The organism is Fodinibius sp., assembly GCF_034521915.1.
Lineage (GTDB): Bacteria > Bacteroidota > Rhodothermia > Balneolales > Balneolaceae > Fodinibius.
Genome location: NZ_JAXHLU010000019.1, coordinates 90,335 through 109,223 on the forward strand (window position 1 = coordinate 90,335; position 18,889 = coordinate 109,223).

The 18,889-nt window shown below is 43.2% G+C and carries 18 protein-coding genes, 1 tRNA gene and 2 pseudogenes; 14 read left to right on the top strand and 7 right to left on the bottom strand.

Annotated features, from left to right (window positions below; translation table 11 throughout):
- Positions 1–138 precede the first annotated feature (138 nt).
- The 9 genes from U5J89_RS14770 to U5J89_RS16120 all read left to right on the top strand — a co-directional run bounded on the left by U5J89_RS14770 (position 139) and on the right by U5J89_RS16120 (position 9,191).
- Positions 139–573, top strand: coding sequence for a hypothetical protein (locus U5J89_RS14770; RefSeq protein ID WP_322576416.1), 435 nt, complete (start codon positions 139–141; stop codon positions 571–573).
- A gap of 175 nt (positions 574–748) precedes the next feature.
- Positions 749–2,026, top strand: a complete 1,278-nt coding sequence (locus U5J89_RS14775) for a TolC family protein (protein ID WP_322576417.1) — start codon at positions 749–751, stop codon at positions 2,024–2,026.
- 38 nt (positions 2,027–2,064) lie between these two features.
- Entirely contained in the window at positions 2,065–3,492 is a 1,428-nt protein-coding gene (locus U5J89_RS14780; RefSeq protein WP_322576418.1) for an efflux RND transporter periplasmic adaptor subunit, read from the top strand.
- Between the two features lie 60 nt (positions 3,493–3,552).
- Positions 3,553–6,696, top strand: coding sequence for a CusA/CzcA family heavy metal efflux RND transporter (locus U5J89_RS14785; RefSeq protein ID WP_322576419.1), 3,144 nt, complete (start codon positions 3,553–3,555; stop codon positions 6,694–6,696).
- 63 nt (positions 6,697–6,759) lie between these two features.
- Positions 6,760–7,125 carry a P-II family nitrogen regulator gene (locus U5J89_RS14790; RefSeq protein ID WP_322576420.1) on the top strand — a complete coding sequence of 122 codons (366 nt, stop codon included), beginning with the start codon at positions 6,760–6,762 and terminating at the stop codon, positions 7,123–7,125.
- 35 nt (positions 7,126–7,160) lie between these two features.
- Positions 7,161–7,634 (top strand): DUF411 domain-containing protein, encoded by a 474-nt coding sequence (locus U5J89_RS14795; protein WP_322576421.1) that lies wholly within the window; start codon positions 7,161–7,163, stop codon positions 7,632–7,634.
- A gap of 63 nt (positions 7,635–7,697) precedes the next feature.
- Entirely contained in the window at positions 7,698–8,096 is a 399-nt protein-coding gene (locus tag U5J89_RS14800) for a cytochrome c (RefSeq protein WP_322576422.1), read from the top strand.
- A 421-nt stretch (positions 8,097–8,517) separates the two neighbouring features.
- Positions 8,518–8,979: a heavy metal-responsive transcriptional regulator gene (locus U5J89_RS14805; protein ID WP_322576423.1), complete on the top strand. Its 462-nt coding sequence runs from the start codon at positions 8,518–8,520 to the stop codon at positions 8,977–8,979.
- Positions 8,976–9,191, top strand: coding sequence for a GDCCVxC domain-containing (seleno)protein (locus U5J89_RS16120; protein WP_416208544.1), 216 nt, complete (start codon positions 8,976–8,978; stop codon positions 9,189–9,191). The genes U5J89_RS14805 and U5J89_RS16120 overlap by 4 nt, the downstream gene beginning before the upstream one ends.
- Here the strand turns inward: U5J89_RS16120 and U5J89_RS14810 are convergent.
- The gene (locus tag U5J89_RS14810) at positions 9,183–10,367 is read right to left on the bottom strand and encodes a tyrosine-type recombinase/integrase (protein ID WP_322576424.1); all 1,185 of its coding nucleotides are present in this window, start codon (positions 10,365–10,367) and stop codon (positions 9,183–9,185) included. The two genes, U5J89_RS16120 and U5J89_RS14810, sit on opposite strands and share 9 nt — an antisense overlap.
- Positions 10,368–10,607: 240 nt before the next feature.
- A tRNA-Ile gene (locus U5J89_RS14815) sits at positions 10,608–10,681 on the bottom strand.
- 478 nt (positions 10,682–11,159) lie between these two features.
- Here U5J89_RS14815 and U5J89_RS14820 point away from each other — a divergent pair.
- On the top strand, positions 11,160–11,942 hold the full coding sequence (locus tag U5J89_RS14820; RefSeq protein ID WP_322576425.1) for an outer membrane lipoprotein-sorting protein: 783 nt from the start codon (positions 11,160–11,162) through the stop codon (positions 11,940–11,942).
- A 21-nt stretch (positions 11,943–11,963) separates the two neighbouring features.
- Here U5J89_RS14820 and U5J89_RS14825 read toward each other — a convergent pair whose 3' ends face one another.
- Both U5J89_RS14825 and U5J89_RS14830 read right to left on the bottom strand, forming a co-directional pair.
- Positions 11,964–12,164, bottom strand: a complete 201-nt coding sequence (locus tag U5J89_RS14825) for a hypothetical protein (RefSeq protein WP_322576426.1) — start codon at positions 12,162–12,164, stop codon at positions 11,964–11,966.
- A gap of 100 nt (positions 12,165–12,264) precedes the next feature.
- The gene (locus U5J89_RS14830) at positions 12,265–12,459 is read right to left on the bottom strand and encodes a hypothetical protein (RefSeq protein ID WP_322576427.1); all 195 of its coding nucleotides are present in this window, start codon (positions 12,457–12,459) and stop codon (positions 12,265–12,267) included.
- Between the two features lie 596 nt (positions 12,460–13,055).
- On the opposite strand from U5J89_RS14830, the pseudogene sucC reads away from it, so the two are divergent.
- Positions 13,056–14,265: pseudogene (gene sucC / locus U5J89_RS14840) on the top strand (ADP-forming succinate--CoA ligase subunit beta).
- 54 nt (positions 14,266–14,319) lie between these two features.
- Here sucC and U5J89_RS14845 read toward each other — a convergent pair.
- The 3 genes from U5J89_RS14845 to U5J89_RS14850 all read right to left on the bottom strand — a co-directional run bounded on the left by U5J89_RS14845 (position 14,320) and on the right by U5J89_RS14850 (position 15,293).
- The gene (locus tag U5J89_RS14845; protein WP_322576430.1) at positions 14,320–14,577 is read right to left on the bottom strand and encodes an ATP-binding protein; all 258 of its coding nucleotides are present in this window, start codon (positions 14,575–14,577) and stop codon (positions 14,320–14,322) included.
- 130 nt (positions 14,578–14,707) lie between these two features.
- Positions 14,708–14,842 (bottom strand): histidine kinase dimerization/phosphoacceptor domain -containing protein, encoded by a 135-nt coding sequence (locus U5J89_RS16125; RefSeq protein ID WP_416208545.1) that lies wholly within the window; start codon positions 14,840–14,842, stop codon positions 14,708–14,710.
- The gene (locus tag U5J89_RS14850) at positions 14,805–15,293 is read right to left on the bottom strand and encodes a PAS domain-containing protein (RefSeq protein WP_322576431.1); all 489 of its coding nucleotides are present in this window, start codon (positions 15,291–15,293) and stop codon (positions 14,805–14,807) included. The genes U5J89_RS16125 and U5J89_RS14850 overlap by 38 nt, the downstream gene beginning before the upstream one ends.
- A gap of 1,016 nt (positions 15,294–16,309) precedes the next feature.
- Here U5J89_RS14850 and U5J89_RS14855 point away from each other — a divergent pair.
- The 3 genes and pseudogenes from U5J89_RS14855 to U5J89_RS14865 all read left to right on the top strand — a co-directional run.
- Positions 16,310–16,792: an FAD-binding oxidoreductase gene (locus tag U5J89_RS14855; RefSeq protein ID WP_322576432.1), complete on the top strand. Its 483-nt coding sequence runs from the start codon at positions 16,310–16,312 to the stop codon at positions 16,790–16,792.
- A 72-nt stretch (positions 16,793–16,864) separates the two neighbouring features.
- Positions 16,865–18,367 (top strand): FAD-binding and (Fe-S)-binding domain-containing protein, encoded by a 1,503-nt coding sequence (locus U5J89_RS14860; protein WP_322576433.1) that lies wholly within the window; start codon positions 16,865–16,867, stop codon positions 18,365–18,367.
- A 158-nt stretch (positions 18,368–18,525) separates the two neighbouring features.
- Positions 18,526–18,889 (top strand): annotated as a pseudogene (locus U5J89_RS14865) ((Fe-S)-binding protein); the annotation flags it as partial.

Here is an 18,889-nt window from a genome sequence, read left to right on the forward strand (position 1 = left end):
AGGCTATAAAAATTTCCTGAACAATTTAAGGTTCATTTAAGGAATCAGGTTGTAGTTTTATCAGAAATGAGATGTTTAACTGTTTTTAAAGAATTAAGAAATTAATTCCATCAAGTTTTAATAAGACTGTATTAATCGTTGAATAAAAATACAAATACATATCGACTTCTGACTTTTTGGCTACTTGCTGCTGTACTCATAAATCTTGTTTATCCAGCAGGAATGAAAGCAGCACAACTGTTTTGCGAGAAGGATTCAGCTCAGACACATGTTGTAACGGAGAATAAGACATCCCTCTCTTGCTGGATGAACATGGGAGCTGATACCAAAGAAAAAAAGCATCTTACAAATCATTGTTTACTGAATCAGGTTTGTGAACAAGCAATAAATTTTGAACTTAATGAAACTCCGGTCATCCAACATCAGGATATTCAGATTCCTGGAATACCATTAACCGGTTCAATTTTTAGTCCTACCTTAAAAATTGCAGATAAATTATTCCCTGAAAAATCACTCTTGGACAACCTAAATACCCAAGAGATATACTTGTTAAATAGTACGTTCCTGATTTAGCCCACCTCACTTTTCTTAAAGGTTCTTTCAAATAGTCTATAAAGGCTACTGTGTTCAATGACTATCGGTGCTTAACCCCTCAGTAACACGCACAGTTTATAATTAAGAACCTCAAACATAGTATTTAAACTACCTTTACATCTAATTCCCGATAGAACTATATAAAAAACATCCCATGAAATACAATGCATATCTAATAACCATTATACTTTTAGTGAGTCTTGTAATTACCAGAGCAGGAAACGCCCAGCCTACAAACTCATCACTTGTTCTGGATGAGCTCATTCAAAAAGTATTGGCTCATAATCCTGAGCTTAATTCATCCTTTGAGGATTGGGAGGCCAGTAAAACCCGAATCTCCCAACAAGAGGCATTACCCGACCCAACGCTGGGCCTAAACTTTATGAATCTTCCGGTCAACAGTTTTGCATTAGATCAAGAACCGATGACCGGAAAACAGATCTCACTGATGCAACCATTTCCTTTCCCCGGAAAGTTAGGATTGAAAGGAGACATCGCCACAAGCGCATCAGAAATCACCTTATTTCAGTATGAGGAGCTCAAAAATCAACTCATAAAAAAAACAAAACAGTCCTATTTCGAGCTTTATTATATAGATCAAGCTCTTGCTACCATTGCCAAAAATCAGGAATTGCTCAGGGAATTTGTAGAAATAGCCGAAACTCGCTACAGCGTGGGTAAGGGAATCCAGCAGGATGTACTTCGTGCCCAAGTAGCACAATCCAAAATGATTAATCGCGAATTAAAGCTTCGTCAGCGACGTGAAGATATTCAAGCGCAAATAAATGCTCTAATAAATGAACCTGCCGATACCCCACTTGGAAATCCGGTAGCTGCTAAACCGGTATCCTCGAAACACGAGCTCAATACGCTAATACAACAAGCCGATAGTACCAGCCCAATGTTAGCCGCATGGAAGACAGCTATTGTGCAAAGTAACCAACAGGTAGATTTAGCCTTGAAAGACCGCTACCCTGATTTCTCTGTTGGCGTTGCCTATACCCAGCGGAATGAATTGCAGAACGGTATGCCAGGGTATGATTTTGTTTCTGCCATGTTTAACGTAAAAATCCCGCTTTTCTACAATAAAAAGCAGGATAAAAAGATACAGGAAACAAAAATTAAGAAGTCTTCAATAGAGTATCGCTACCAAAATGTTGAAAACGCTATTGAACAAAACCTTCAGCAAGCACTTACAAATCTTGAAAAAAATCTACGGCTCATTGACCTCTATCAAACGGGTATCATACCTCAGGCAGAAGAGTCATTAGAATCCTCAATGGCCGGTTATCAGAATGATAAAGTAGACTTTCTATCACTGCTCGACAGTGAATTGACCCTTTTTCAATTTCAATTGGATTACCACCGGTTTGTAACCGACTACCATAAAACTATCTCAGAAATTGAAGCCCTTACCGGCACTGAGTTTTAAACCATTTTTTTAATAAAACAGAATTGAGGACATACAAAATGAAAACCAGATATTTACTTCTCATCCTTAGCCTAATTGCCGCTTTTACTTTTGGTGGGTATTGGTTAGGCACTCAAACTACAGTTAGTTCAATATCATCCACTGAAACAACTTCGGAAATGCAGAATCAGGACATGCAGAGTGATGCACAGTCTGATACCAAAAACCAAAAAGATCGTGAAATTTTGTACTGGCAGGCACCAATGAACCCCAGCGAAATCTATGATAAACCCGGCAAGTCCAGAATGGGTATGGATCTGGTACCTGTCTATGCCGATGAAGCCACCAGTTCAGAGGGCATGGTCAAGATAAATCCCGTAGTGGTTCAAAACATGAATGTACGTACGGCAACAGTACAACAGAAAGATCTCTCTACAGTGGTGAGTGCCGTTGGAAAAGTGGAATTCGACGAGCAGAAACTTTTCAATGTTAACCCCAAAATTTCCGGGTGGGTAGAACAACTCTATGTGGATTACACAGGGAAAATGGTACAACAAGGACAACCTCTGTTCAGTATCTATTCCCCCGAGTTGGTTACTACACAGAGAGAATATCTTCTTGCACTGAAAACAAGAGATAAAGTGGAAGCCAGTAGTTTTGAAGCCATTCGTGCAGGGGGAAACAGTTTGCTTGAGGCTACCAAAAAACGCTTGGAATATTGGGATATTCCCTCATCCGAGATTGATCAACTGGAGAAAACCGGTGATATAAAAAAAGCGGTCACACTCACATCGCCCGCAACTGGTATGGTATTGCACAAGAATGCTGTGGAAGGCGAATTTATTAAAGCCGGAACTTCTGCTTATAAAATCGCAGATCTTTCAACCGTGTGGGTGCAAACCAGTGTTTATGATTATGAAGTTCCATGGATTGAAGTAGGACAACAAGCCCAGATGGAACTTTCCTACCAGCCAGGAAAAACATATCACGGCACCGTGGCCTACGTGTATCCGACCTTAGACCAAAAGACGCGAACTGTTCAGGTACGGCTGGAATTTTCTAACCCTAATCTTGAATTAAAGCCAGGGATGTTTGCCAATGTACGTATTCAAACACGTCCTAAGAGTAATGTAACAGTTATCCCAAATGAGGCTATCATCAGAACCGGGGAACGTAATATCGTTTTTGTGGCCAAGGGCGAAGGTGCCTTTGAACCGCGTGAAGTAACCTTGGGTATGGAAGGCGGCCAGCGCAATAATGAAATTGAAGTGCTGGAAAGGGTAAAAGCGGGGGAACAGATTGTCACCTCTGCACAGTTTCTGTTCGACAGTGAAAGCCGCCTACAAGAAGCCATCCAGAAAATGCTGCAACAAAAAGATGCTCCCGATGAGGAAATGGATATGGAAACCCCGGAAACGGAAATAAACCATAATTCTGGCACCGACAGCACCGCTGATACCGTCGATCATTCAGAAATGGACATGTAACAAACACCTGAAAACCTATTCAGTAAGAAACCCTTTTAAACGATTTCGGAGATTTAAGAAATGCTACAGAAAATAATCGAACTATCCGTCAACAACCGCTTTATGGTGATCATTGCCAGTATTCTAGTGCTGGCAGGCGGTACGTATGTGATGTATAATACCCCGGTGGATGCCATTCCCGATCTTAGTGACGTGCAGGTCATTGTATTCACAGAATATCCGGGCCAAGCCCCACAGGTAGTGGAAGACCAGGTAACCTATCCTTTGACCACCACCATGATGTCCGTGCCCAAGTCAAAAGTGGTGCGTGGCTACTCTTTCTTTGGGCTCTCCTTTATTTATATCATTTTTGAGGATGATACCGATATGTATTGGGCCCGCAGCCGGGTGTTGGAATATCTAAATACCGCAACTGACAACTTGCCCCAAGGGGTCACGCCCACGCTCGGTCCTGATGCCACAGGTGTGGGCTGGGTATACGAATACGTGTTAGACGGAGGAGATCAATACGACCTCCAGGAATTACGCTCCATCCAGGATTGGTTCCTGAAATACGAACTACTGAGTGTGGACGGAGTAGCTGAAGTTGCCAGTATTGGTGGCCACGTCAAACAATACCAGGTAGAGGTGGACCCAGACAAGCTGCTGGCCTACAATATCCCGCTTTCCAAAGTTAAAATGGCGATCAAGCGAAGCAATAACGATGTAGGCGGACGCCTTGTGGAGATGAGTGAAACCGAATTTATGGTGCGCGGCAAGGGATATTTACAGTCGGTTTCAGATGTTGAAAATGTGCCTGTTGGGGTAGATGAAAACGGCACCTCCATAACTATTAAAAATATTGCCAATGTACACCTTGGGCCCGACTTGCGCCGCGGTGTAGCCGACTGGAATGGGGAAGGTGAAACCGTAGGCGGAGTGGTGATTATGCGTTTTGGTGAAAATGCCCTTCAGACCATCGAAAATGTAAAAATCAAACTCGAAGAACTTAAAGAAGGTCTGCCCGAAGGCGTTACTATAAAAACAGCTTATGACCGATCAAGCCTGATTAATCGGGCGATTTCATTTTTAGAGGATAAGCTTTTGGAGGAAAGTATTGTTGTTGCAATTATCGTAATCATCTTCCTATTGCATTTCAGAAGCTCTCTGGTAGTAATCATAAGTTTGCCTATCGCAATTTTAATCGCATTTATCGTTATGTATTTTCAGGGCATTAACGCCAATATCATGTCGCTCAGTGGTATTGCTATTGCTATAGGAGCTATGGTGGATGGTGCCATTGTTATGGTGGAAAATGCTCATAAACACCTGGAACAGGATCGCGGTAAAAAAGATCATTGGCGCATTATTGTAGATGCCTCCAAAGAGGTGGGGCCAGCACTGTTTTTCTCCCTCTTAATCATTACGGTTTCGTTTTTCCCAATCTTCGCCTTGCAGGGTCAGGAAGGACGCCTGTTTAAGCCTTTGGCATATACAAAAACCTATGCCATGGCCGCAGCGGCTTTGCTTTCCGTAACACTGGTTCCTGTATTAATGGGTTACCTTGTCCGCGGGAAAATCCAGCCAGAGCATAAGAACCCGGTCAACCGTTTTCTCATTTGGATATATCGACCGGTGATTAATTTGGCACTACGATTTAAATGGACTACCGTCATTGCCTCTGTTGCAATACTTGCTATTACTATAGTACCTCTGCAGCGACTGGGGTCCGAATTCATGCCTCCCATTGAAGAGGGTGACCTACTTTATATGCCAACCACCGATCCGGGTATCAGTATCACTAAGGCTAAGGAGCTGCTGCAACAAACCGACAAAATTATTGCCAGTTTCCCTGAAGTGGTATCAGTGTTTGGTAAATCAGGACGGGCCCAAACTTCTACAGATCCGGCTCCACTGTCGATGTTTGAAACCATCATCCAGTTGAAACCCGAAGATGAGTGGCGTGAAGGGATGACCATAGATAAACTGAAACAGGAGATGGATGCCGCCATTAAAATACCAGGCCTCACAAATGCCTGGACCATGCCCATAAAAACCCGGATCGATATGCTTTCTACCGGTATTAAAACCCCGATAGGTATTAAAGTAACGGGGCCGGATCTTCAGGTACTTTCCGAACTCAGCCAGGATATCGCCTCAGTGGTGCGAGATGTACCTGGTACCCTAAGCGTATTCGCAGATAAGACGACAGGTGGCAATTACCTTGATTTTAACATTGACCGAAAGGAAGCGGCACGATATGGACTGACAACCGGAGATGTTCAGGATGTAATCCAGTCAGCTATTGGTGGCATGAATGTTACGGAAACGGTGGAAGGTCGCGAGCGCTACCCGGTTAACGTGCGATACGCTCGGGAAGTCCGGGAAAACCTCACCGACCTGGGACGAGTACTAATCCCCACTCCCTCCGGAGCACAAATACCTATTAACTACGTTGCTGACCTTCAGATCCGAAAAGATGCACCTGTAATAAAAACAGAGAACGCCCGATACTCAAGCTGGATCTATGTAGATCTTACCACTTCCGATATTGGAAACTATGTAAACGAGGCCCGTCAGGCAGTGGACAAAAGCCTGGATTTACCTTCCGGCTATAGCCTCGCCTGGAGTGGCCAGTATGAGTATATGGAACGGGCCAAAAAGCGTCTGCAAATCGTAGTGCCGATTACGCTGCTGATTATCTTCCTGTTGCTTTATTTTAACTTCAAAAACCTGCAAGAAAGTATGATTGTATTACTCACGTTGCCCTTTTCTCTGGTAGGGTCTTTCTGGTTACTCTATTTGTTAGATTACAATCTTAGTGTAGCTGTGGGTGTCGGTGCAATTGCCCTGGCCGGGGTGGCCGCTGAGATTGGCGTGATTATGCTTACTTATCTTGACAATGCATACAACAACAGGAAATATAGCGACAAGATGAATAGTCTGGACGACCTGAAACAGGCTATTATTGAAGGCTCGGCTCAGCGCATCCGTCCGATATTCATGACGGTTTTTGCCACCATCGCTGGCCTACTCCCTATTATGTGGGGTGTGGGAACTGGCGCTACTGTTATGAAAAGGATTGCTGCGCCAATGGTTGGCGGTATGGTTTCAGCAACGATACTTAGCCTTGTTGTACTTCCTGTTATCTATTATCTCTGGAAAAGCAGAGAAATAAAGCGCTTGCCAAAAACAGCCAGTGAAGACCAACAAGTAAACAATTAAAAAACAATAAACCAGATCTGTCAGGTTATGAATACTTGACAGGTCTAAAAAAAGGTGACTATTATGAATGAAATCAAAGCATTTATTCGCAAACGAAAAGCAGAAGAGGTTATTGACGGGCTAGAAGCGCAAGGCTTCTGTTGCATGACCCTTATCGATGTTATGGGGCTCGGCCGCATGTCTGATCCTGAGAAATCACAATTGTCAATAAGCATAGCTGAACGATTTACCCATATTGTTAAGCTTGTTGTTGTATGCAGTGAAAAAGATACCGACCAGGTAATCGAGATTATTCGTAAAAAGGCGCGAAGTGGTCAGCCAGGTGATGGGATTATTTATGTAACGCCAGTCACTAACTCTATCCATATACGATCGGGAGATTCCGGTAGTGGCTTTTTACAACATGAGCGCCGAGATAAAACACTTTAAAGAATTAATTTCAAAAATCTATAACCCACAAACTGATGAAAAAAACAATTATTTATCTAAGTATAATTCTATTATCCAGTTTAGCTGTATGGGCTTTTGCTAAAAGGTCAAATCAAATAAATGAAGCAGCTAACAAAGATCTCCCTGAAGTAGTTATGTATAAAAACCCTCAATGTACATGCTGTGACAGATGGGCCAATTACCTGAGGAAACAGGGTTTCCCAGTTTCCGTAAATATTTCGGATGAAATGATCTCAATTAAAGAAACCAATAACGTGCCTTTAAATCTTGCATCATGCCATACTGCATTTATAGATGATTATATTGTTGAAGGCCATGTGCCGGCAGAAGATATCAATAAAATGCTTAAGGACAGACCGGAAGCGGTAGGTATTGCCGCACCTGGTATGCCTGCAGCTTCACCGGGTATGGATATTGATACCGATGATACCTACGAAGTCAGGCTTTTTGACAAAGAAGGTAATTCCTCATTATTTGCAACTCATTAATGGAATATATTTTAGATCTTGAAAAAACTCTACGTAATAATATTTATTATCAGTTCTTTTTTGTTGAGTTGTTCAGAAAAGTCTGAAAAACATTCAGATCCTGTAACAGAAGGCCGTTGGTTTACGGAAAAGCAATTTCGGTTAGGTAAACAAGTGTTTATATCACAATGTGCAAGTTGCCATGGTGAAAAAGCCCAAGGAATTGTTCAAGATTGGAAACAGCGGAATCCAGATGGATCATTTCCTCCACCACCACTCGACGGTTCAGCTCATGCTTGGCATCACCCTCTGGAAGTATTGGTTCAGCAAGTCAACGAGGGAGGGATGAAACTTGGCGGCACTATGCCAGCTTTTGGAGATACCCTTAGTGATGAAGAGGTAATCGCAGTAATTGCCTACTTCCAAAGCTACTGGGATGAACAAACCTATAATCGCTGGGTAAAGATGAATGCAGATTATTAATTCATCTCAGACAAACTTAATCTGATTTTTGTTTACTCAAAACCTCCGTGATTTGTACTTACATTGGGTTAATGTGTAAAATATCAGATAAGGAATGTGATCTATTCAGATTAGATAAGAAATGGAATATTAATATTCCTTTAAAATTTGACTCTCGACCATGGTACAGGGCTTATATTACAGATTAGTAATATTCTGTAATAAATAAGGAGGCTTTATTATGCCATTACAAAAAGGAGAAGTTTACCAATGTCCCGATAATAGTTGCGGCTGCGAAGTGACTGTAACCAAGGGAGCACCCAGCGACTGTTCGGGTACTCAAAACCCAACATGTTGCTGTGGTAAAACTATGGTCAAGAAAAATTAAGATAAGAACATTCGGGGCATCGTTCCCCGGATGGTTTAAAAAAATTGGTTGCCTATGATTGAGGATATGGAAGAAAAATACCAGGGCCAAGTCACCTATAAAATCGGGGAAGTGGCCAAACGAGCTGATGTCAACAAAGAAACGGTTCGTTATTATGAAAAACGGGAGCTTATCCCTAAACCTGACCGCCGGCAGTCCGGCTATCGTATTTTCACCAAGCGACATATTGATCAAATCCGATTTATCAAACGTGCCCAGGAGCTGGGTTTTACGCTCAGTGAAATTCAGGAACTATTGGAACTTCGTATAAATGAAGACACTACCTGCTCGGAAATTAAAAGTGAAGCCCAGGAAAAATTCCGGGATGTTACCAAAAAAATCCATGATCTGCAGCGGATTAAAAATACGCTACTGGAGTTGATCGATTCCTGTGTCGGTGATGGCCCGAAAGGAGACTGCCCGATTTTGAAAACTCTTAAAGGTGAAAGTGAAACCGGAAAACAACTAAGAAAATGAATAAACGGGATCAGCAGATAGAACTCCAGTCAACCATAATTTGTCCCGAATGTGGATACGAGTCTAAAGAGAGAATGCTGACCGACTCCTGCCAGTATTTTTGGGCGTGTCCTAATTGCAGTAAGATTATAAAACCCAAAAAGGAAGACTGTTGTGTGTTTTGCTCTTATGGGGATAATCCATGCCCATCTGTTCAGAAACACTCATTTTAAATTGATAAGCGTGTCCATTTTCTCCTTTAGCTTTCTCGATGTCAAGTGCGTGTATTTTTCCGTCACTTTCTGGCTTGAGTGTCCAGCCATATAGCTTGCTTCAGCTGTATGAAATCCTTTTTCAATCCACGTAGTAACTGCTTGGTGTCTCATTCCGTGTAGCGTTCGAGTAGTAGGAATACCAGCTTCTTTACAATAGCGCTTGAATTCTCTGTACACACGTATTCCACGAACAGGTTGACCTTTTGTATTACCACCCGTATAAATGAACACGTAATCACCTGGGCTTATTTTCCCACGAATTTTTAAATAGACATCTAATTCCTCTTTTAATTCATTAATGATCGGAATTAGACGTTCTTTTCGGCCTTTGGTTGGAGGTAATGAAATGTAGCTTAGCTTACCATCTTCATAGATCAGGTTTTCACCTTGCAGGCCGGAATAGGAAAGCTCTGGATCGTAAGCTGCTTCATGTTTTCGGAGTCCACCATAAAAATACAAAGCAACAATGGGCTTAAACCAGTATTGAACCAAATCAGGATCAAATTCAGGTAATTCTTTCTTGCGCTCCAATTCTTCATCGAATTTCTTAAAAAGAATTCCAAATTCTTCCTCAGAAATCATTTTAGGCCGGGTATTTTCTCTAATTCTTGGTAAATCTTCTTTCAGCATAGGGAAGTAGTCCTTCTCAACGATCTTTTTTTTCAAAAGGAACTTCCACCAAGACCGAAAGTGTCGGAAATAGTAGTGCCGTGTGGCAGAGGTAATGCCTTTTTTGAAAATTACATTTTCAAAATGGTAAGCCAAAACATTGGTCGGATGTTCATCTTCTAACTCATTTAATTCCACAAAATGATCTAAAGCTCTTTGATAGGCACCAATGGTAGCCGGAGAAAGATGGGATTTAGATTTATAGAATAGCTCAATGGACTCACTAACCGTATCGCAGTGTACCGTTTCTTTGCGAGTATTTTGTTGCAGTACTTTTTTGGGATTGAATCCTTTTGAAAAGGGATTGATTTTACCCAAGGATTCAAGTTTCTCAAGTTCGGTTACCATTTTTTGAGCGATATCTTTATGACGAGTGCCCAAAGATTTCCGAACATTTTTTTTACCCAATTCCTCAGAGTAAAAATTCACATAATAAACCTTACCACGTTTGATAAGAAAAGCCATAAGTATTCTCCACTAAATTTGATGTTAGATGTGCGAACATCAAATTTGAAGCCTTATCATTTTTCCCAGCTTCCAAAACTGTACATAGTAGTGTACATAGTAGTTGGGAAAAGAAGGGAAGCAAAGTGTACACTTTTGTTCCCTTGGGTTCGCTTACAAATTGTAAGAAATAAGGCTTTTTTTTAACTGGAGGGGTAAATGAGAGGGTTTTTACACCCTCTCATTCGTTTTTTTTAAATGTGGGCCCGGCAGGACTTGAACCTGCGACCAATCGATTATGAGTCGACTGCTCTGACCAACTGAGCTACGGGCCCTTTTTTGAAACAGCCCTAAAATTAAGGGCTTTCTATGTCAGATACAATAACTCAAATAATTGAACCGATAGAATTGTGTTTGCAAACGCTCGTTCGATCCCTAAGAACCTTTTATACCACTTTTTAAACTGAATTATAATTACTTCTCAGCTAAGTATATAATACTATATATCATCTCCTTAGCATTTGTTGGCCAATACTTTACACCGAAATAATTGTTTTTATTAAATAATAAATAACTTTATTCGACTCATAATTTCTCGTATATTTAATTGGGGTTAAGGATTCTGATTGAGTTTTATAGCTTATTCAGTGATCCTGACATTTGCCACGCCTTAACGGGCGTGGCAATTTTTATTTCTGAACACATTCCACATCGTCTTGCCCCTCACTATTCGCAACTCTCCTTTCGAACGAACAACCATTTAATGCCGTTTATCTGGTTTCGAAACTAATATTTAATCAAATATCCAATACTGTGAAATCCGGCCTTTTCTTCGTCCTTATTCTGACTCTAATTTTAAATATTCAATCCATTGCCCAGGAGCGTATTACCGATGAAGACGAAGCACGGGCTATTTTTGAGCAGGTGGAAGACCGGCGAAATTCCATTTCGACTGAAACTGCTATCATGGATATGACAATTACCGATTCAGGCGGGCGGACGAGAAACCGTACGATGAACATGTGGAGCAGCACTAACGGCGATAATTCAAGCAGCCTGATCGTATTCTCAGATCCGGGCAATGTGAGTGGTACGGCTTTTCTGACAATCCGTGAAAACGGAAATAGTTCACAAAAGCTATATTTACCATCTGTAGGTCGAGTTCAGACAATCTCATCCGGCGAACGAGGCGATCGATTTATGGGAAGTGACTTCACATTTGAGGATCTGGGCGATCAGCAGGCGGAAGACTATGAATTTATGTGGCTTGAAGAGCAAGATTCTGTTTATCGCGTGCGAGCAAATAAACCTGAATCTGATCAGTATGACTATGTAGAATTCTTCATTGACCGCGAGCGCTATACGCTAAATGAAATACACTATTTTAACAGTAATGATGAGATGATCAAGCGCCTGGAAGCAGAAGAGTTTGAGCAGATAACTGACGAACTTTGGTCGCCTTCAACAATGACGATGTACGATCTCAGAGATGATCGCAACACAGAAATTACATGGAGTAACCGCGAAACCAATGTGATCCATTCCCGACTGGCGATTTCTCTGAACGTGGCCTCAGACGAGGCATTGATTCTTTAAATTACCTGAGACATAATTTTGTTATAAATGTTGCCATACGTGTGGACATTGGTGTCGACAATCAAAAAAACGAATGCTTTCAAATCCCCTGTCGGTTACGGCTACCTGCCACCCTTCAAGCGGATTTCGTGGATTAGCGCTGCTGTGCACGTAATGCTCTTCTTTCTCGACAATGCCACGGTTTACAGGGTGCCCGCCGAATAGCAAGGGCAGTCGCATCAATATCATGTGTTTGATACAGAACACGTTTGTTTGATCTTCCCTCCAAATCATTGGGCCGTTTGGGCCATCGGTTGATCCATACTTTGTTCAGTGACCGGGATCATCCATGATGCTCTTGCAAACCGGCCATTCCTTCTCTCAAAACCAGCATTACCGCTTTTGAGCTGAACAGATCCGAAATCCGCTCAATGATGTCATCAAACGTTCCATCAGGCCAGCGTTTCCCATCAGCATAATTCTGTCGGGCAAAATCACATAGTCGTAAATCCGTAGCCCCCTGCGATCGCAGCACCATTTTAGGCCGTTACTAATTTTATCGAAGCATTCGCCCGTCCGTAAACAGCGGAACACCCGCCACTATTTGAAGGGATACGTAACTCAGCTCTTTCTCTTTTCTATATCGTCGTGCCATAACATCTCTTTTTATTGTATGATCTCTCTTTGCCGTACTCCTTACACTTTTTTTCGAAAGAGTTATTTAACCTGCATTATTCACCAAGAAATTTGGACGTGGGCAAGGCGTATAGGAAATGGGTGGTGGAAACGTCCGTCGGCTGACGGACGTTGAGTAAACCATTTTTGAGACAACGCAGCCCACGGGTAAATTTCGAAGCGTGTGTCAAAACGTTGAATAAAAATTTAGTTTTTCTTGATGTAAATTGAAAAATAACATACAGATAATCTCCATCAATTATTTTTTGTGAATAATTCAGGTTAAGCATCTATGTAGATTAATATGTCTAAATTAATTTAATCTATCTCTTCCTAAATACAGCACTTGTTCTACATGAATCTCTCATCCAAGAACTCAACTTTTTTTTACCTGCCAGTTTGGGTATTATTAAACCGAAATTGTTAAACCGTAATTTTTGATGAAAAACGTGGTTATTTATGAAAATTCATGAGTATCAGGCCAAAGAGATTTTAAAAGAGTACGGCGTTGCCGTTCCCGGTGGCGTTGCCGCTGATAGTGTTGATGATGCTGTAAACGCAGCAAAAGAAATGAAAGAAAATGGATCAACCCTGTTTGTCGTGAAAGCGATGATTCACGCCGGCGGCCGCGGGAAAGGGCGCACGAAAAGCAGCAATGCCAAAGGTGTAATTCTTTGCAAAACGATCGACGAAGTGAAGAAGGCTGCTACTGATCTCCTGGGCGATACGCTGGTCACCATTCAAACCGGTGACGAAGGCCAGAAAGTAAATACAATTTATGTGACCGACGGCGTGGACATCGAGCAGGAGTATTACCTCGGTATTCTGCTTGATCGGGGCAATAGCAAAAATGTGATCATGGTGTCTAACCGAAGGCGGTGTGGAAATTGAAAAAGTGGCGGAAGAGACTCCGGAAAAAATTATTAAGGAGTGGGTAGAGCCGGGCATGGATATTCAGCCAAACCAGGCACGGCGCCTTGCATTTGCACTCGGTCTTGAAGGCGATGCGTTTAAAAAAGCCGTAAAGTTTATCATGGCGCTCTACAAATGCTACGAAGAGACCGATGCCAACCTCGTGGAGATCAACCCGCTCGTAAAAACACCCACCGGCGATGTGATGGCGCTTGATGCAAAATTCACGTTCGATGACAACGCCATGTTCCGTCAGAAAAAGTATGCTGAACTGCGTGATGAATCAGAGGAAAACCCTATTGAACTGGAAGCGTCAAAATTTGGTCTGAACTACATCAAGCTCGACGGCAATGTAGGATGCATGGTAAACGGCGCCGGACTTGCTATGGCAACCATGGACATCATTAAGCTTTCCGGTGGCGATCCGGCTAACTTCCTTGATGTGGGCGGTGGTGCTAACGTAGATACCGTGAAAAACGGATTTCGCATTATTCTGGAAGACAAAAATGTAAAAGCGATCCTCATCAACATATTTGGTGGAATTGTGCGGTGCGACCGCGTGGCCAACGGGGTGATTGAGGCGATCAAAGATCCCGAAATTGCCAAAAAAGTTGAAGGCGTGCCGATTATTGTGCGTCTGCAGGGAACCAATGCTGTTGAAGCAAAAGAGATCATCGACAACAGCGACCTGAATGTCATCTCAGCCGTGCTTCTTAAAGAGGCTGCAGAGGCTGTTTCAAAAGTTCTTGCCGCATAATTGTTGCAAGCAGCATTCTGAATCAAATACATTAAGCGAAAAGGGAAACGGTGCCTAACTGCCGGTTTTCTTTTTCGCTTTTTTATTGGCCTCATGTTCTACCGGAAATGTGAGTGTAAACTTAGATCCTTCGCCGGAGGCCGCCTTTAGATCTCCATTAATCTGCTTGGTAAGCACCTGCAGCAATGTAACACCCAGACTTTGTGTGTCATCCAGGCTGAAATCTTCCGGCAGTCCTATGCCGTTATCCGAAACCGACACCTCCACATAGCCTCCCAAATCTTTAAGGCCTATTGTTACAGCTGCCTTCATTCAATGACCTTTAAATGCGTGCTTAAAGCAGTTATTAATCAAGCTCGTTACAGATCAGACCAACGGGTACTGCAGTTGTCATGTCCACTTTTACGTCGTCAAGGTTGCAGCTCGATAGAAATCACGGTTTTCATGTGAATGAGTAGGTATTGGAAATCATCTCCGAAAGCTCCCGAAGATAATCGGCCAGCTCCACTTCTGAGAATATGGTATTTTCGTAAAGTTTTTCATGAATCAATGCAATCGATTTGATACGCGACTGCACATTTCTGAAGGCCGGTTTCAGTCTCAGGGTCTACCTCATCTTTCTGAAGTTCAATCAGGCTCGACACAATGGCAAGGTTATTCTTTACCCTGTGATGGATCTCAGCAAGCAGTGTCTGTTTTTCGCTCAGCGATTGATCCAGTTTCTCCATCTGGTGTTTATGAACAGATATGTCGCGCACATTTCCTACGATAGCGACCGGCTTCCCATCACTGTCGTGAACAACCGCCCGCTTATTATTCACCCAAATATAGGTGCCATCAGCACGTTTCACTCGGAACTCACTGTCCTGAACCATGGATTCTTCAACATTCTCCGACTGGTTTTGCTCCTGGCGCTTTTTCATCCGATCGATATCATCAGGGTGAACTCTCTCTAAAATTAAATTCGGCCCTCCCTCCATCACCTCTTTTGCACTTAATCCAAGCATATCTTTCACTGAGCTGCTCATATAGTCGTATTTATACCGCACCCGATATTAATCTGATAAATAACATCGCGCGAGTGATTCAAGCACGTTTCGAAATTTGTACTCCGACCGGAACAGCTTCGCGTTTGCACCTCGTCAGATGGCGCATGTACGAAATGGAATAATATGCCGCAAAAAAGATGAAAGTCGTGGATAAAAATACATTGAACCAAAAAATATATCCTCCAAAAAGACGCCCGGCTGAACTCATTGCCTCTGAAAAATTCTGTCCCGGCTACCACTCAGTCGTCTCATTAATACCGATTACCTTGTTTGTATAAGCTTCTTTGGCATCATCATCCAGCCCTCCGTAGCGAATCTCCTGATGTATCTCTTCGGCAAGCTCCATTGAATCTACAACAATTCTATCAGCCGCCTCCCAGATAAATAAAGCGTTTTGAATTTGAGTTAAAGAACTTGAAATTCTGTATCAGCCATATCATTGAATCCACATTATCAGGATGATTATTACCCTCGAATAAATCCCTGACGGGCCCGATTCAATATCTGGTGTAGCTTTTGAATAGTTCTTGCTCGGCTAATCCTGTCACCTAAAATTACCTGAAGTGATTGAATATATTTTTCATGATATCGCTCATCCTCGGTTCTTACATATTGCAACAAATTTAATAGAGGCTTCTTTCTGAGCTTTAGACCACTCCGATTCTCCACTTATATAAAGCCCTGTTTCCCGACTGAATCTTATTACCAAAGTATGAAACGGCGCTCAAAGAAAGGCCAAGCAACACAAATATTGCTACTATTCGATATAATTTAACCCTACTGTTCTGGATCGTTCTCATTAGCCTAACTTTTTACAATTCACTTATTCTCAGTTTTTCGGGCTGATGGACCCGTACTGTAGATACCGAATTTTGTGCTATGATACCGCTCTCTTTATCGGATAAATATCATTTATTTGTAAGTTTTATGAATATTCATTGTTATTTTTCTGTTTGAGTTTCTACGACCGCTCTTAGAATGATTACCCTTATTGCATGATTAAAACCGATTCGCTTACCCGCCGGCTCTACGCAACAGACGCATCCCTATATGAAGAATTCCCTTCCGGCGTTGCTTTCCCTGAAACGGTAGATGACATTCGCGCTCTTGTAACTCAATCGGCCGAAAAGAATTTCTCGATTACAGCTCGCAGCGCAGGAACCAGCCTTGCAGGTCAAACAACTGGTGATGGCGTTATTATGGATGTGTCGCGCCATATGACATCAATTATTGAAATAAATACGGCGGGACGATTCGCGCGGGTTCAGCCCGGGGTGATCCGTGATACATTGAATCGCGAGGCAGCCAAATCGGGCCTTCAGTTCGGACCCGATACAGCCACCACAAACCGCTGCATGCTTGGCGGAATGATAGGCAACAACTCCTGCGGTTCGTTCTCCATCAAGCATAAAACCACGCGGGAGCATATTCTGGAAGTGGACACCATTTTAAGTGATGGGTCACAGTGTGGTGTTTAAACCATGTGAGCGACGCCGAACTGCAAGGAGAAACTAAGGCTTGATACGCTTGAAGGATCCATTTACCGCGGCATGATGGATTTGCTCAAAAAACATCGTGACGAGATTTTCGACCACTATCCCCATCCCGATATTATCAGGAGAAATACCGGTTATGCCCTCGACCGTATGTGCGAGATGGATCCCATCACACCGGGCGGACGGCCGTTTAACCTGGCTGAACTGCTGTGCGGAAGTGAAGGTACGCTGGCAATGACTGCATCAGCAAAAGTAAATCTGGTGCCTCTGCCCAAAGCCAAAACGCTGGTAATACCTCAATTCACCTCCATCCGGGAGGCGATGCGTGCCACAGTTGAGATTGTAAAATGGAATCCGGCGGCCGTTGAGCTGGTGGATGACATTATCCTGAGTGCAACCAAAGGCAACATCGAGCAGAGTAAAAACCGGTTTTTTCTTGATGGGGATCCCAAATGTATTCTGATTATACAGTTTGAAGGCGATGACCTCGACGATCTTGAAAAACATGCCGCAGGACTCGCATCAAAATTAAAAAAGCTTGGGCTTGGCTATGCCCATCCGTTTTTGTCTGAGCCAGATAAAATGAAACGCGTGTGGGACCTACGCAAAGCCGGGCTCGGCCTGCTGATGGGGCTGGGGCGGAAAAGCCCGTCGCCCACGTTTGTGGAAGACACAGCCGTGCGGGTAGAAGATCTTCCGGATTATGTAGCTGAGTTCCAGCAAATTCTAGACAGCCATAACACTTCATGTGTGTTTTACGCCCACGCCTCAGTAGGTGAGCTGCACCTACGCCCCGTGGTGGACACAATGAAACCGGAAGGCATTGAAACCATGAAACAAATTGCCGGAGAAGTTGCCGAACTGGTGAAAAAATATCGCGGATCGCTTTCCGGCGAACATGGTGATGGCCGGGCGCGTGCACCATATATTGAAACCGTGCTCGGCAAAAAGATGATGCCTTTGCTGCGGAAAACCAAGGAGATTTGGGATCCGGAGTACCGGTTTAATCCGGGCAAAATTCTGGATCCAAAACCAATCGACAGCGACCTCCGATTCAGCCCGGATTACAATCGGCCCGATGTTCCAACCGCGTTTAACTGGCGAAAAGCCGAAGGATTCGACAACGCTATCGAACAGTGCAACGGCGCCGGTGTGTGCCGAAAGCTGGCCGAAAGCGGCGGAACCATGTGCCCCTCCTATCACGCCACCCGCGAAGAGAAAGACAATACTCGCGGGCGCGCCAACCTGTTTCGTCAGCTTTTTTCAGGTAAACAAAAGGAGGCGTTTCGTTCCGAAGAACTGAAGGAAGCGCTGGATCTCTGCCTCAGCTGCAAAGCGTGTAAAAGTGAGTGTCCCGCGAACGTGGATATGGCCAAGATGAAAGCCGAGTTTATGAACGGTTATCACAAAGAAAATGGAACCACTGCCGGCGAGCGGTTTTTTGGTCAGCCTGAAAAGCTTTATCCACTGGCGTCACTTTTTGCCCCAATCACAAACTTCATCAATAAACAAGTCCCGACAAAAGCTATACTTGAAAAGATTTTTGGAATTGACTGAGCGTCGCGACCTTCCGGAATTTGCCTCGCAGACATTCAAATCGTGGTTCAAAAAACATGAGACGGAATTCAACGTGAAAGGCGCCCGGCAAGTGGTGTTGATGGTGGATCTGTTCACAAACTATCACGATCCTGAACATTGCCATTGCTGCCTGCCAGGTGTTAAGATCGTTAGGTTACAGTGTGATGGTACCCGGCATCTGGCCCACAGGCCGCCCGCAGATTTCAAAGGGCCTGCTTGATGAGGCCGCTGACATCTGCGAAGAGAATATCAGAAGATTTTTTCCATTTGCTGAGCTTGGTATTCCAATTGTGGGACTTGAGCCAAGTGAAATTCTGACGTTGCGCGATGAATACACCGATCTTTGTAGTGATGTGAGCCTGGATAAAGCCGAAAAAATTGCGGAAAACAGCTTTCTTTGGGAGGAGTTTTTGGTATCAGAACTTGTGGCTTCCAACCCTGTCGATCTTGGAAAAGGAAAAAAAGTACAGCTTCACGGACACTGTCATACCAAAGCCCTGG